We start from the raw sequence: 12,558 nt of genomic DNA on the forward strand, positions 1-12,558 counted from the left end.
TCATCTTGCGCACACATGGTTTCGATCCCGTATTCATCGGGGTGAACGGATGGAAAACGCGCGGTGTGCGGTTGCGCTTTGAGGGCCCGGCGGCTACATCGGCGGCAGCAAAATTTCCATAAATCCTGCCGATTCCAGGGGACTCAATGGCCCGCCAGTTCGTCTATTTCATGCAAGGTCTGACCAAGAGCTACCCGACCCGCAAGGTGCTCGATAACGTCCACCTGAGCTTCTATCCGGACGCCAAGATCGGCGTGCTCGGCGTCAACGGCGCCGGTAAATCGACGCTGCTCAAGATCATGGCCGGCATCGACAAGGACTATACCGGCGAGGCCTGGGTCGCCGAGGGCGCCCGCGTCGGTTATCTCGAGCAGGAACCGCAGCTCGATCCCAAGCTGAGCGTCCGCGAGAACGTGATGCAGGGCGTCGCCAAGCAGAAGGCGATCCTCGACCGCTACAACGAACTGGCGGTGAACTACTCGGACGAGACCGCCGACGAGATGACCAAGCTGCAGGACGAGATCGAGGCCCAGGGCCTCTGGGATCTCGACAGCAAGGTCGACCAGGCGATGGACGCGCTGCGCTGCCCGCCCGACGACGCCGACGTCACAAAGCTCTCCGGCGGCGAGCGCCGCCGCGTCGCGCTGTGCCGGCTCTTGCTCGACCAGCCCGAACTGCTGCTGCTGGACGAACCGACCAACCATCTCGACGCCGAGTCCGTATCCTGGCTCGAAGGCCATCTGCGGCAATATCCCGGCGCGATCCTGATCGTCACCCACGACCGCTACTTCCTCGACAACGTCACGGGCTGGATTCTCGAGCTCGATCGCGGCCGCGGCATTCCCTATGAGGGCAACTATTCCTCTTGGCTGGTGCAAAAGCAGAAGCGGCTCGAGCAGGAGGGCCGCGAGGACGCGGCGCATCAGAAGACACTGGCGCGCGAGCAGGAGTGGATCGCGTCCTCGCCGAAGGCGCGCCAGGCCAAGTCCAAGGCGCGCTACCAGCGCTACGAGGAACTGCTCAAGAAGGCGAGCGAGAAGCAGACCCAGACCGCGCAGATCGTCATCCCCGTGGCCGAGCGGCTCGGCCAGAACGTCGTCGACTTCGAGGGCCTGACGAAATCGTTCGGCGACCGCATGCTGATCGACAATCTCACCTTCAAGCTGCCGCCCGGCGGCATCGTCGGCGTGATCGGTGCGAACGGCGCCGGCAAGACCACGCTGTTCCGCATGATCACCGGGCAGGAGAAGCCGGATCAGGGTACGATCACGGTCGGGGAGTCCGTCCATCTCGGCTATGTCGACCAGTCGCGCGACGCGCTCGACGGCAGCAAGACCGTGTGGGAGGAGATTTCCGGCAACAACGAACTGATCCTGCTCGGCAAGCGCGAGGTGAATTCGCGCGGCTATTGCTCGGCCTTCAACTTCAAGGGCGCTGACCAGCAGAAGAAGGTCGGTGCGCTCTCAGGCGGTGAACGCAATCGCGTGCATCTCGCCAAGATGCTGAAGTCGGGCGCGAATGTGCTGCTGCTCGACGAGCCCACCAACGACCTTGACGTCGACACGCTGCGCGCGCTCGAAGAGGCGCTGGAGGATTTCGCCGGCTGCGCCGTGATCATCAGCCACGACCGCTGGTTCCTCGACCGCATCGCCACGCACATCCTCGCCTTCGAAGGCGACAGCCATGTCGAATGGTTCGAAGGCAATTTCCAGGATTACGAAAAGGACAAGATGCGGCGCCTTGGCCAGGATTCGATCATCCCGCATCGCGTGAAGTACAAGAAGCTGACGCGGTGACGGCACTTTAGCGACGACTGCTGCGGCCAGTTGTCGCTTCCCACCACGATGAGATTGCGTAGATATAGCGCTCCGCAATCCCCGATACTGCTGCGAGCAATTCATAATGTCTGCCACCTCCGACGCCCCCGCGCCGCCGAAGATCGCTTCGCTGCGCCCGGTTCCCATGTTGATCTTCGGATCGCGCTGGCTGCAATTGCCGCTTTATGTCGGGCTGATCATCGCCCAGGGCGTCTATGTGGTGCTGTTCATCAAGGAACTGTGGCACCTGTTCGCCCACGCCTTCGATTTCAGCGAGCAGCAGATCATGCTGGCGGTGCTCGGCCTGATCGACGTCGTCATGATCTCGAACCTTTTGGTGATGGTGATCGTCGGCGGTTACGAGACCTTCGTCTCGCGCCTCAACCTGCGGGGACATCCCGACGAGCCGGAATGGCTGAGCCACGTCAACGCCAGCGTGCTCAAGATCAAGCTGGCGATGGCGATCATCGGCATCTCCTCGATCCACCTGCTGCGGACCTTCATCGAAGCCGGCGCACTCTCCTCGGGCAAGACCAACTACACCGAGACTGGCGTGATGTGGCAGACCATCATCCACACCGTCTTCATCCTGTCCGCGATCGGCATAGCCCTCGTCGACAAGCTGTCGAATGCGTCGATCGAAGGCGCCAAGCAGTCGGCCGGACATCATTAAGGGTGCGGCGCTTGCGAGGTCGTGCTAGGTTCATGGACGGGGCGCGGCTGATGTCCGCCTCGAAAACGGGACAGCACTTCGATTGGACCGCTGAGTGAACAAGCCGCTCGACTTGCCATTCCTCCGCACGCTCGCCTTCGGCTTTCTGTTCTTGGTGTTACCAACGGCCTCGCCGGCCCACGCCGCCGATGCCGCCTTCAGCCAATTCATCGCCTCACTCTGGCCGGAGGCGCAGGCCGCCGGCGTGTCGCGCGCGACGTTCGATCGTGAGACGCGCGGGCTCGAGCCTGACTACAAGCTGCCGGATCTGATCTTGCCGGGCCGCCCCGCGACCGGCGCGCCGTCGCAGGCTGAATTCGTCCAGGTGCCGGCGGACTACGTCAAGGAGGCTTCCATCGCGCGGCTTGCGGCCGAAGGGCAGCGGCTGATGCAGAAATATCGTGCTGACCTCAACGAGATCGAAAATCGCTTCGGCGTGCCGGCAACCGTGGTGCTCGCGATCTGGGGCCGCGAGACCGATTATGGCCGCTATAAGCTGCCCTACGACACGCTGCGCGTGGTGGCGACACAGGCCTATGTCGGCCGCCGCAAGGACCAGTACCGCACGGAGTTCATTCTTGCGCTGAAGATCCTCGGCGAGGGTGCGGTGACACGCCAGGAAATGCGCTCATCCTGGGCTGGTGCCACCGGGTTCACGCAGTTCCTGCCGTCCGAATATTACAAGCACGGCGTCGATCTCGACGGCGACGGCCGCATCGACATCTGGCACTCGGTGCCTGATGCGCTCGCGTCCGCCGCCCAGCAACTCGTCAACAAGGGCTGGCAGAAGGGCGTGCGCTGGGCCTACGAGGTGAAGGCGCCGCCCAATGTCGATTGCACGATGGGCGTGCCGGAAGTGACGAAGCCGATCGGTGATTGGCTGCGCGCGGGCTTTGAGCCGGTGCGCGGACAGAAGCTCAATGCGACCGAGCAGGCGCAGCCCGCCTCGCTGTTGCAGCCCGAGGGCATCTATGGCCCCGCATTCCTGACCACGAAGAACTACTTCGTCATCAAGGAATACAATTTCTCCGATCTCTACGTGCTGTTCGTCGGCCATCTCGCTGACCGCATGACGAGCCCGCAGCCGTTCGCCACGCCCTGGTCGGCGACGACGCAATTGCGCACCGCCGATGTCGAGGCGATGCAGCGCCATCTCACGCGGATCGGTCTCTACAAGGACAAGCTCGACGGCAAGGCCGGGATGCAGACCCGTGCCGCGCTCGGCACCTACCAGAAATCGGCAGGCCTGAAGGTCGATTGCTGGCCGAGCGAAGCGGTGCTGCGCGCGATGACGGCGGCGAGATAGGCCCTACGCTCGACAAACAAAAACCCGGCCGCAAAGGGCCGGGTTTTGAATTTGGTGGGTCTTTACCCGCCGGGTCAGCTTAGTCGCAAACCTGAACGCGACGGAAACGCCAGCCGTAGCCGTCCCAGAAGCGCTCGCGAATCATGCGGCACGGAGCTTCTTCAACGTAGACCGGCGCCGGTGCGACATAGACCGGAGCCGGACGGCTCGCAGCAATCGCGCCACCGAGCAGGGCGCCGCCAATCAGGCCACCGGCCACGCCGGCTGCGATCTGGCCGTCTCCGGCCTTGGCGGCCGGCGCGACAGCCAGCGAACCGGCAATCGTTGCGACCGCGACGAAGGCAGCTAATGTCTTCTTCATGTCTTGGGCTCTCCTGGATGGCGCCTTCAGCCGACGCCGGGTTTAACGATGACTCGCACGCTGGTTTCGAAATCCCGTCTCGCAAAAAGAGCGCACAACAGTCAATCGAAAGTAAACGTCAGCGCGCTAATGGCCTGAAAAAAACGGTTTTTTCTGGCCATTCGCCGTTCAGCTTCCGGAAAAGCGGTGGTTTTCCGGCATCCTGTGCGAGATTTAATGAAGGTGAATGCGCGTTAATAGCAGACGCGCACGTTGCGCACCCGCCAGCCATAGCCGTCCCAGAAGCGCTGGCGCTGCCAGGCGCAGGGCGGCCCGTACTCGTAGGGGTCGGCGACGTAATAGCCGGGGCCAGGAGCGTAGGAATACCCGGGACCGTAGGAGTAACCGGGACCGTAGTACCCGTTCTGCGAAGCGATCGCCCCGCCGATCAGGGCTCCACCGATAAGTCCGGCCGCGACGCCCGCGGCAACGCCGCGCTGCGCATGCGCCGGAGGAGGTGCCGCCACGAGCGCGCCAGCCAATGCAATGGCGGCAAATCCGAGCAATGTCTTCCTCATGGCCTCACCTTTCTTCAAGTCATCCACTTTGGGGCACTGGTCCTGACCAGAGTTCCACATTTCCCCGTAACGATCAATGAACGCCGCAGCGGATCGCCCGAGAAGTGATGACCGGCGTGCCGTGCGATGACGCGGATCACACTTAGATTCATTCCAATTTACCTCCGTCATCAGTTTGGAATTGCTTCAAATTCCCGTTTTTCCTTTTGCGTCGCTTGCTCGCCTTCAATATCTCTTAGGTCAGCATCACCGACCGGACCCGCCTTTTCGATGATCGTTTGTTCCTGCAACGTCCTCAGCGACCATGACGTCCGCAATGCGGTGAGCGTCAGCGGGTCGTTGCCGCGGAATGCCAAGCAGCTTTATGGCTGCCTCGGCTGCAGTGCCGAATGCGGGCGCTGCGCCCGTACCATCAAGACCATCATCGACGAGGCGCTTGGCCCATGTGCCAAGGCCTGCTGTGCCGGCTGCCCGCACAGCCATGAGGCCGTCGACGACGTCGCCAAGACAGAGTTCGCGTTGGCCGCCTGCTGAGCCGCCGGGATTTCCCCAGATCTCTTCGCAGATGCCCTCCCAGAGGAGGGTTGCTCTTGTTCATAATCTGATTTAGAAGCGTTCTAAAGTTGGAATCGGGCCCGCTTTGGGCCTTTAAACATTTGGAGTGGACTATGCAGGGCGACCCTAAGGTCATCGAATATCTCAACAAGGGCCTGCGCAGCGAACTCACGGCGATCAACCAGTACTGGCTTCACTATCGCATCCTGAACAACTGGGGCCTCCTGGAGATGGCCAAGGTCTGGCGCAAGGAATCGATCGAGGAGATGCACCACGCCGACCGCTTCACGGACCGCATTTTGTTCCTCGACGGCTTCCCCAACATGCAGGTGCTCGATCCCTTGCGGATCGGTCAGAACGTCCAGGAGATCATCGAGTGCGATCTCGCCGCCGAGGTCGGTGCTCGCTTGCTCTACCAGGAGGCCGCCACCTATTGCCACGGCGTCAAGGACTATGTGAGCCGCGACCTGTTCGAGGACCTGATGAAGGACGAGGAGCACCACATCGATTTCCTCGAGACCCAGCTCGATCTGATCAAGCGTATCGGCCTTGAGCTCTACACCCAGAAGCACGTCGGCCACCTCGAGAGCGAGCACTGAGGACTGCCGGGGCTTTCCACCCTCCTCTGAAAGAGGAGGGTGACACGCGCCATCGTATCAGAGCTGCGTCTTGTAGCGCTCTTCCACCACCGCCTGGCTTTCGGGCTCGCCGAGCGTGGTCTGGTCGTGGATCACTTGGCTGATGCTCGGAAATACCTTGCGCTCGACGCGCGTGTCCGCCGACCACAGTTTCGAGCGCATCAAGGCCTTGCCGCAGTGGAAATAGGCTTCCGTCACGTCGATGCGAAGCACCGCGCGCGGCGGCTTGCCGAATTCCACCATCGAGGCCAATAGCTCCGGATCAGCCGAGAGGCGTCCCTTGCCGCCGACACGCAGCGTCTCGTCGATCCCCGGCACGAAGAAGATAAGCTGCACGAAGCCTGAGCCCGCGACGATGTTCCGGAAGCTGTCGATGCGGTTGTTGCCGGAGCGGTCCGGCATCAACAACAGGTTTGGCGAGGCGACGCTGACGAAGCCCGGATTGCCGCCGCGCGGCGAGGCATCGACGCTGCCGTCGGAGCCGGAGGTCGCCAGCACGCAGAACGGCGACATGCCGATGAACTTCCTCGCATGCACATCGATCTCCGGCCGCGCCTTCGCGATCACGCGCGCAGTCGGTTTTTGATAGATCGAGGCGAGGTCGGCAGCGGCAAGGTCGGTCACGGTCGGTCCTCCGGATGTCGTATTTGTGACAAGCGTATCATCGCGAAATTCCGCCGTCATCCCGCGCTGAAAGAGGCATGCTCATTCTCAGCCGCGGTCCTCGACATCAGTCTCGGGGCGGTCGCTGCCGGCGGCGGTCTCGGTGTGCCATTGCCCGTCAGGGGTTTCATACTCGATCGCCTCGGTGCGGCCCGGCACGCGCTGCTCTGCCGCCACACGCCGGGCGGCGGCCAGCGCAGCGGCATGGGTCGCGAACGGTTCGGAAAACACACCGTCTACGGTGTAGGCCCAGCCGCCGTCATGCTCGACGATCTTGTAGATCACATGGCTCATCGGGAACTCGCTTCATGGTTGACACTGGAAGGGTGAAGCCACCGGCGCTTTCATGACAGAATAGGCGATGATGTCGGAATTTCCATCGACCAATCGTCCTTAGGGCAGGCAACGGGCCCGGGCCGCCGGTGACAGGAGCAAAGCATGTGCCGTAATATCAAGACGCTGTTCAATTTCGAGCCGCCTGCGACCGAGGACGAGATCCACGCTTCCGCACTGCAATTCGTGCGCAAACTGTCCGGCTTCAACAAGCCGTCGCAGGCCAATGAAGCCGCCTTCGATCGCGCGGTCGCCGAGGTCTCAGACGCCGCACGCCGGCTTCTCGTCTCGCTACACACCACGGCACCGGCGCGCGACCGCGAGATCGAGGCGGAGAAGGCCAAGGAGCGCTCGCGCCTGCGGTTCGGGTGAGCTGCGGCGGGCGTGACCTGCGCGATCGACGCGCGGCCTATTTCTTGTCCTTGTGCTTCTTCTTTTTCTTGTCCTTGCGATCCTCGTCATCCTCATCGGGATCCTCGAGGCTGTCGGGCTGCTCGGCCACGGCCGCAGCCAATGCTTCGCGCTCGGCCGCCTCCTGCTCGCGCTGGCGGCGGTAGTCCTCCCAGGCGTCGAAGATCATGTGAAGCCACGGCATCACCTGTTCGATCGACGGCAATTGCCCGGGCGGGCCCGGCTCGCCGCGCGGACCGGCAGGTCCCTGCGGTCCGGCGGGACCTTGCAGGCCGGGCGCTCCCTGCGGACCCGGTTCACCGCGCTTGCCTTGCGCACCAGGTTTCCCTTGCGCACCAGGTTTGCCCTGCGCTCCCGGCTTGCCTTGCGGGCCGGGCTTGCCGCGCGCGCCATCGGGGCCGCGCCGGCCGGGATGTCCCTGCGGTCCCGGCCGCCCTTGTTCGCCGGGCCGGCCGCGTGGGCCCGGCGCGCCCGCTGCTCCGCGCCGGCTGGAAGCATCATCGGCCACTGCTGCACTCCGAAATAAAATTGCGCCCGCGCGTTTTTTAGCGGCGTTTGACGACCGCTTCAATTCCGCGAGCCGCCATTGCCGCATTGATCAACATCAATGATGCGATCGCGCGGCATGGCATCCTCGGGCGTGTGGCTGGCGGGACGGGAGCGAAGCCATGAACGCAGGCTGGAAGATCTTCTTGCTCTCGCTGGTCCTGTTCGCGATTGCCTTGGGCGCCGAACAGCTCCTTGTGCCCGACGTCGTGCCGATCGCCTATGCCGAGGAGCCGCAGCCGCTGTTGCTGGTGGAGACCGCTTTCGTGCTGCGAGCGATCGTGCTGATCGCGGGAAGCGTAGCGGTGATCTCGTTCGTCATCACGCTCGGCGCCTGGGTGAGAAGCACGCGATCGCACACTTGAGGCAATTCCGACTAATCGTTCGGCGCGGGCACCTCGATGCCGTCGGCCGAATAGCTCCTGATCTTGTTGCGCAGCGTGCGCACGGAAACGCCGAGCACGCGCGCGGCGCGCGTGCGGTTGCCATTGCAGCGGATCAGGGTTTGCAGCACCAGCTCGCGCTCGACCTCGCCGACGGTGGCTCCGATCAGGAGCGGCACGATTTCGTTGGGGGCCAGTGAGGACGCCGGAATCTCCGGCAGGGGCTGCGTGGACACATAGGACATGACACCTCCCGAGCAACGCCCGTTCGCAACATCGCGAATCGGAAACATCGAGAACGAACAAACCCCTTGCCCGCGCGAGACGGTGGCCGCAGATGGTTAACAAACGATTAACGCGATCGCCACCATCCACATTTGCGCGTGGGTTCTCGCATGCGCCATGCTCACACCGTCCGGTAGCCGCCATCCACCATCACGATCGATCCCGTGACATAGGCCGAGAGGTCGGAGGCGAGGAAGATCGCCGGTCCCACGATATCCTCCGCCTTGCCGGCGCGGCCGAGCGGCGTGTGCGCGATGAAGCTCTTCACGAGCTCCGGATTGCTCGCACGCGTCTGGGCGTTCAGCGGCGTCTCGATGAAGCCGGGGCCGATCGCGTTGACGCGCACGCCTTCCTTGCCGAGCTCGGCGGCGAGCGCGCGGGTGAAGCCGAGCACGCCGTGCTTTGAGGCCGTGTAGGCGGGCGAGCTCGGCGTGCGCACATGCACGAAGGACTGGATCGATCCGATATTGACGATGCGTCCTTGCGCCGCACGGATCTGCGGCAGGAACGCATGCGTCACGTTGAAGACGCCGGTGAGGTTGATCGCGATGATGTCTTCCCAATCCTTGATGACAGCCTCGTCCGCGCCGAGCATGCCGTTGCGTCGCGTAATCCCGGCATTGTTGACGAGGATCGTGACCTGTCCGATCTTGCCGGAAATCTCTTTTGCAAGCGCGATGCAATCCTCGCGCCTGGTGACGTCGAGCGCAAAGCTGTCGGCCTTCCCGCCGGCGTCGCGGATCTCCCTCGCCACTTCCGCCGCCGGGCTCTCGTTGACATCGAGCAGCACGACGCGAGCGCCTTCGCGCGCATAGCCGGCCGCGATCGCGCGGCCGATACCGGAGCCTCCGCCGGTGATGACGGCGATATGATTTTCGAGAAGGGCCATAGATGTTTCCTCTTGCTTGTTGTTGGACGCCGTGGAGAGGCTAATCCATTTTGTAGGGAGGGCAAAGCCAACGGGTCGCGCGAACGCGCCCCGTTGGCTTTGTCCACCCTACAGATTCTCGCTCCATCCTGCATCCGCGCTACACTTCGCAATGTGCGAATCGATCTGTCGCCATTGATGCTTTCCAAGAAAATCCCGGAGACCTTGATATGAAACTGCCATCCGCCTTTCGCGCCGCGCTCCTCGCGCTGTCCGCTTTCGCCGGCGCCATTCTCTCCTCGGCTGCCCATGCCGACAGCGGCACTGTCTCGCTCACGATCTACAAGGCAGGCTGGATCATCGGCGGCTCCGGCGGTGGCGGCGTGTTGAATTTTCACGGGCGCAGATATCCGCTGTCGGTCGGCGGCCTCGACTACGGCCTGGTGTTCGGCGGCTCGAAGACGGTGCTGCGCGGCCGCGTCAGCAACATCAATCGTCCCTCCGATGTCGCCGGTGTCTACGGCGCAGCCGGCGCCGGCCTTGCGATCGGCGGCGGCGCCCGCGCCATCGTGCTCACCAACCAGAAGGGCGCCGTGCTCGAACTCGCCGGCCACCAGGTCGGATTGATGGCGAATGCCGATTTGAGCGGGCTCGCGATCACGATGAAGTAGCGAGGCGCGGAGAGCCGTTTGCCCCTCATCCTGAGGAGCGGCGTCTTCGCCGCGTCTCGAAGGATGAGGCCCCGGCGGTGGCCTCGCCCTTCGAGACGGTCGCTCCGCGACCTCCTCAGGGTGCGGGGATGGATTGGAGCGCGTCGCTCTCCTTTGTCATTGTGAGTTCTGATTCAAATTTCAAACAGCGGAGGAGATGTGAGTCCGCGTTCTCGCGGCGCTTTGCGTCCGAGCTTTGCATCTCGTTTCACCCTCTCAATCATCAGAGGGCGCAGGGAAAGCCGGGTGCCGGTTGCACCCATGGGTCCCGTGCAACAAAAAGCACGGGGGTAGGACCACAGGTTCAACCGAAGCATTCCGGCTTTCCCTGCGCGATGGTGTTACGGTTTATTTCGTGCTCTCCCCGGTGACCGGGCTTTCTTGCCACCGTCACCCGCGGCAGCTCGTGCTGCTCGCGAGCTTAGCGCCAGCGTCGGGGCGCCAGGACCACACGACTTCGCCGTCCGTGATGCGTATGCTCGTCAGTCACGCACCTCACGTCCACCGCATCTCACTGCAACGTTCGTGACGATCGCGAGCCGCCCCTCATCCGCCGTGAGACGCGCGGAGTTAAATCACTGATTTGCCCGACGGCGAAAGCGGAATATTTTTCGCTGATAGTCTGGACAGGCTTTTGGTGATTTGCCCGTCGGGTTATCTTGTCGCAGTCGTTGCAGTCAGTGAAGCCGTTCACGACAGCAACACCAGCTTGGCTCCACGAGGTTTACGATGCCGCTCAACACCGACAAGATCGACGATGCAGCGCTGGCGCTGCTCTATCTGACCCTGCACGACGACTATCGGGCATGGAAGGGTTTCGATTGGGATGTGCTCGGCCGGCTCCACGAGAAAGGCATGATCCATGATCCCGTGGGCAAGACCAAGTCCGTCGTGTTCACTCAGGAAGGACGTGATCGGGCAAAGCAGCTCTTCGAGACGATGTTCAAGGAATGAAGGACTTCGCCGCGCTCTCGTAGGGTGGGTTAGCGCAGCGTAACCCACCGAGCCTGCGGGAAGAAAGATGGTGGGTTACGCTGCGCTAACTCACCCTACGGTTCCTCCGCCTTCAAGGCTCGTCCGGCTTCTGCAATGGCTCGCGTGTTACGGAGCTTGTTAACAATTATAAATTGTATTATGGTGCTGCATTCAATTGATCATTGTTTGTTTGTACGAAGAGGAGTTTCCCATGCAAGAGCCTCAATTGAAAGAATTTGAAGGCCTGTCTCGCTCGTCATCTTGCCGCTTGATAGATTTTGATGAGGCGCAGGTTGTTCCCGGCATTGTCCCGAAGACATTCATTCTCATCGTCAGGGGCACCAAGCCCTGGGTGACGATGAAGGTGGATTTGTATCCCCTGATTTATATCAAGCAGCCGGTTTATTGGGGCATTGAGGTGATCGGATGCCAGAGCGGCATCGGGCTTCCCACCAAGGCGCCCTACGAGATTGCGCTGGACATTACGCACACGCTCGGCACCAAGGGAATCGAGGTTGTCGGTGCCGCACACGCGAAGCAGATCAACGTGCCGTAGCGGGCAAAGCGCGCCCCGACTTGGAGAAGAATCCGGCGCGCAGCGCATCGCGCTGGTCGTGTCCGATGTAGCGTAGGCAAAGCGCAGTGTGCCCACCATTGCGAGCGGAGTCTTTGATGGTGGCACGACGCGATAGACGCGCCTTCACCTTACAGCTCCTCTCAACGAGAGATGCCGATGCTTGATGACTTCAAATGGCCTGACATCGAAGGCGAGGCGGACAAGGCGATCATTCGCAATATTCGCAAGCACGGATGCCATATCGTGGGCATCCGGGACGGTAATCCGGAATATGCGTTCTCGGTTGGCCTGTTCCTCAACTATGGCCACGCCGAGGTGGTGATCTTCGGCCTGCGGGCCTCCGACTCTGCCTCGATCATCAATGATATTCGCGACCGGGCGGCTGCAGGACGGAGCTGCGCCGCCGGGGATATCTGCGATGATATCCTGACGGACCGCCAAGTCGCATTCGCAGAGGTGCCGCTGCAGGCGTATGACGCGTATCTGGGAACGGCGATTTGGTTCTATCGCAAATGCCGGCGCCCGTTTCCATGCCTGCAGATCGTGTGGCCAGATCGCGAGGGATACTTCCCCTGGCAGACCGGACATGACGCCGCCTTGAAGCAGTATCAGCCCGTGTTGAAGTCTTTCTCGTGAGGTGCGAAGTGCCCGCGTAGGGTGGCAAAGCAAGCGTGCCCACCGTTGCAGGTGGAGTGCTTAATGGTGGGCACGGCGCGATAGACGCGCCTTTGCCTACCCTTCTGTAACGGGCCTTGCTCAGTCAATCCCTTTTTGCGTCATCCGCTCGCCGGGGTCTCGCTTCTGTACGGGGTCGGTGCAAGACCGCCACCTGATGGGGTTGGAGAGGATCGGTCGGCCAAT

General features: G+C 62.3%; 18 protein-coding genes. 11 read left to right on the forward strand and 7 right to left on the reverse strand.

Annotation, left to right across the window (positions count from 1 at the left end; genetic code table 11):
- Positions 1-146 precede the first annotated feature (146 nt).
- The 3 genes from ettA (at position 147) to ACZIRK_RS37030 (ending at position 3,835) form a co-directional block, all read left to right on the forward strand.
- Positions 147-1,796, forward strand: a complete 1,650-nt coding sequence (gene ettA / locus ACZIRK_RS37020) for an energy-dependent translational throttle protein EttA (RefSeq protein WP_474419198.1) — start codon at positions 147-149, stop codon at positions 1,794-1,796.
- A gap of 106 nt (positions 1,797-1,902) precedes the next feature.
- The gene (locus tag ACZIRK_RS37025; protein ID WP_456644771.1) at positions 1,903-2,490 is read left to right on the forward strand and encodes a TIGR00645 family protein; all 588 of its coding nucleotides are present in this window, start codon (positions 1,903-1,905) and stop codon (positions 2,488-2,490) included.
- A gap of 145 nt (positions 2,491-2,635) precedes the next feature.
- Positions 2,636-3,835 (forward strand): lytic murein transglycosylase, encoded by a 1,200-nt coding sequence (locus tag ACZIRK_RS37030; protein ID WP_130229904.1) that lies wholly within the window; start codon positions 2,636-2,638, stop codon positions 3,833-3,835.
- Between the two features lie 79 nt (positions 3,836-3,914).
- Here ACZIRK_RS37030 and ACZIRK_RS37035 read toward each other — a convergent pair whose 3' ends face one another.
- Positions 3,915-4,196: a hypothetical protein gene (locus ACZIRK_RS37035; protein WP_130229897.1), complete on the reverse strand. Its 282-nt coding sequence runs from the start codon at positions 4,194-4,196 to the stop codon at positions 3,915-3,917.
- A 233-nt stretch (positions 4,197-4,429) separates the two neighbouring features.
- Positions 4,430-4,753: a hypothetical protein gene (locus ACZIRK_RS37040; RefSeq protein WP_028166125.1), complete on the reverse strand. Its 324-nt coding sequence runs from the start codon at positions 4,751-4,753 to the stop codon at positions 4,430-4,432.
- A 270-nt stretch (positions 4,754-5,023) separates the two neighbouring features.
- Here ACZIRK_RS37040 and ACZIRK_RS37045 point away from each other — a divergent pair, with 270 nt between their 5' ends.
- Together ACZIRK_RS37045 and bfr are read left to right on the forward strand one after the other, a co-directional pair.
- Positions 5,024-5,287 carry a (2Fe-2S)-binding protein gene (locus ACZIRK_RS37045; protein ID WP_130229896.1) on the forward strand — a complete coding sequence of 88 codons (264 nt, stop codon included), beginning with the start codon at positions 5,024-5,026 and terminating at the stop codon, positions 5,285-5,287.
- A gap of 134 nt (positions 5,288-5,421) precedes the next feature.
- The gene (gene bfr / locus ACZIRK_RS37050; protein WP_130229895.1) at positions 5,422-5,907 is read left to right on the forward strand and encodes a bacterioferritin; all 486 of its coding nucleotides are present in this window, start codon (positions 5,422-5,424) and stop codon (positions 5,905-5,907) included.
- A 57-nt stretch (positions 5,908-5,964) separates the two neighbouring features.
- Here bfr and ACZIRK_RS37055 read toward each other — a convergent pair whose 3' ends face one another.
- Both ACZIRK_RS37055 and ACZIRK_RS37060 read right to left on the reverse strand, forming a co-directional pair.
- Positions 5,965-6,570 (reverse strand): pyridoxamine 5'-phosphate oxidase family protein, encoded by a 606-nt coding sequence (locus ACZIRK_RS37055; protein WP_474419199.1) that lies wholly within the window; start codon positions 6,568-6,570, stop codon positions 5,965-5,967.
- Between the two features lie 87 nt (positions 6,571-6,657).
- Positions 6,658-6,903, reverse strand: a complete 246-nt coding sequence (locus tag ACZIRK_RS37060) for a DUF2188 domain-containing protein (RefSeq protein WP_130582521.1) — start codon at positions 6,901-6,903, stop codon at positions 6,658-6,660.
- Positions 6,904-7,047: 144 nt separating this feature from the next.
- Between ACZIRK_RS37060 and ACZIRK_RS37065 the strand changes: the two genes are divergently transcribed.
- Positions 7,048-7,314, forward strand: a complete 267-nt coding sequence (locus tag ACZIRK_RS37065; protein WP_028166130.1) for a DUF2277 domain-containing protein — start codon at positions 7,048-7,050, stop codon at positions 7,312-7,314.
- Positions 7,315-7,351: 37 nt separating this feature from the next.
- Here ACZIRK_RS37065 and ACZIRK_RS37070 read toward each other — a convergent pair whose 3' ends face one another.
- Positions 7,352-7,861, reverse strand: coding sequence for a collagen-like protein (locus ACZIRK_RS37070; RefSeq protein ID WP_474419200.1), 510 nt, complete (start codon positions 7,859-7,861; stop codon positions 7,352-7,354).
- 160 nt (positions 7,862-8,021) lie between these two features.
- Between ACZIRK_RS37070 and ACZIRK_RS37075 the strand changes: the two genes are divergently transcribed.
- Complete coding sequence (locus tag ACZIRK_RS37075) at positions 8,022-8,264, forward strand: hypothetical protein (RefSeq protein ID WP_474419201.1); 243 nt, start codon at positions 8,022-8,024, stop codon at positions 8,262-8,264.
- A gap of 11 nt (positions 8,265-8,275) precedes the next feature.
- Here the strand turns inward: ACZIRK_RS37075 and ACZIRK_RS37080 are convergent, their stop codons facing one another.
- On the reverse strand, positions 8,276-8,527 hold the full coding sequence (locus tag ACZIRK_RS37080) for a helix-turn-helix domain-containing protein (protein WP_028166132.1): 252 nt from the start codon (positions 8,525-8,527) through the stop codon (positions 8,276-8,278).
- A gap of 161 nt (positions 8,528-8,688) precedes the next feature.
- Positions 8,689-9,456 (reverse strand): SDR family NAD(P)-dependent oxidoreductase, encoded by a 768-nt coding sequence (locus ACZIRK_RS37085; protein WP_474419202.1) that lies wholly within the window; start codon positions 9,454-9,456, stop codon positions 8,689-8,691.
- Positions 9,457-9,665: 209 nt separating this feature from the next.
- On the opposite strand from ACZIRK_RS37085, the gene ACZIRK_RS37090 reads away from it, so the two are divergent.
- The 4 genes from ACZIRK_RS37090 (at position 9,666) to ACZIRK_RS37105 (ending at position 12,333) form a co-directional block, all read left to right on the forward strand.
- Entirely contained in the window at positions 9,666-10,106 is a 441-nt protein-coding gene (locus tag ACZIRK_RS37090) for a hypothetical protein (protein ID WP_474419203.1), read from the forward strand.
- Between the two features lie 768 nt (positions 10,107-10,874).
- Positions 10,875-11,099 carry a DUF6429 family protein gene (locus ACZIRK_RS37095; protein WP_474419204.1) on the forward strand — a complete coding sequence of 75 codons (225 nt, stop codon included), beginning with the start codon at positions 10,875-10,877 and terminating at the stop codon, positions 11,097-11,099.
- A 232-nt stretch (positions 11,100-11,331) separates the two neighbouring features.
- The gene (locus ACZIRK_RS37100; protein WP_474419205.1) at positions 11,332-11,676 is read left to right on the forward strand and encodes a hypothetical protein; all 345 of its coding nucleotides are present in this window, start codon (positions 11,332-11,334) and stop codon (positions 11,674-11,676) included.
- Between the two features lie 177 nt (positions 11,677-11,853).
- On the forward strand, positions 11,854-12,333 hold the full coding sequence (locus ACZIRK_RS37105; protein WP_474419206.1) for a DUF4262 domain-containing protein: 480 nt from the start codon (positions 11,854-11,856) through the stop codon (positions 12,331-12,333).
- Positions 12,334-12,558: the final 225 nt, after the last annotated feature.

This window comes from Bradyrhizobium sp. Leo114 (genome assembly GCF_055229415.2).

Bases quoted from the DNA above. Each gene is read 5' to 3' on its own strand.
- ACZIRK_RS37035 (WP_130229897.1), bottom strand. From the start codon at position 4,196: ATGAAGAAGACATTAGCTGCCTTCGTCGCGGTCGCAACGATTGCCGGT.
- ACZIRK_RS37075 (WP_474419201.1), top strand. From the start codon at position 8,022: ATGAACGCAGGCTGGAAGATCTTCTTGCTCTCGCTGGTCCTGTTCGCG.
- ACZIRK_RS37065 (WP_028166130.1), top strand. From the start codon at position 7,048: ATGTGCCGTAATATCAAGACGCTGTTCAATTTCGAGCCGCCTGCGACC.
- ACZIRK_RS37085 (WP_474419202.1), bottom strand. From the start codon at position 9,456: ATGGCCCTTCTCGAAAATCATATCGCCGTCATCACCGGCGGAGGCTCC.
- ACZIRK_RS37095 (WP_474419204.1), top strand. From the start codon at position 10,875: ATGCCGCTCAACACCGACAAGATCGACGATGCAGCGCTGGCGCTGCTC.
- ACZIRK_RS37090 (WP_474419203.1), top strand. From the start codon at position 9,666: ATGAAACTGCCATCCGCCTTTCGCGCCGCGCTCCTCGCGCTGTCCGCT.
- ACZIRK_RS37080 (WP_028166132.1), bottom strand. From the start codon at position 8,527: ATGTCCTATGTGTCCACGCAGCCCCTGCCGGAGATTCCGGCGTCCTCA.
- ACZIRK_RS37105 (WP_474419206.1), top strand. From the start codon at position 11,854: ATGCTTGATGACTTCAAATGGCCTGACATCGAAGGCGAGGCGGACAAG.
- ACZIRK_RS37025 (WP_456644771.1), top strand. From the start codon at position 1,903: ATGTCTGCCACCTCCGACGCCCCCGCGCCGCCGAAGATCGCTTCGCTG.
- bfr (WP_130229895.1), top strand. From the start codon at position 5,422: ATGCAGGGCGACCCTAAGGTCATCGAATATCTCAACAAGGGCCTGCGC.
- ACZIRK_RS37060 (WP_130582521.1), bottom strand. From the start codon at position 6,903: ATGAGCCATGTGATCTACAAGATCGTCGAGCATGACGGCGGCTGGGCC.
- ACZIRK_RS37045 (WP_130229896.1), top strand. From the start codon at position 5,024: ATGATCGTTTGTTCCTGCAACGTCCTCAGCGACCATGACGTCCGCAAT.
- ACZIRK_RS37100 (WP_474419205.1), top strand. From the start codon at position 11,332: ATGCAAGAGCCTCAATTGAAAGAATTTGAAGGCCTGTCTCGCTCGTCA.
- ACZIRK_RS37040 (WP_028166125.1), bottom strand. From the start codon at position 4,753: ATGAGGAAGACATTGCTCGGATTTGCCGCCATTGCATTGGCTGGCGCG.
- ettA (WP_474419198.1), top strand. From the start codon at position 147: ATGGCCCGCCAGTTCGTCTATTTCATGCAAGGTCTGACCAAGAGCTAC.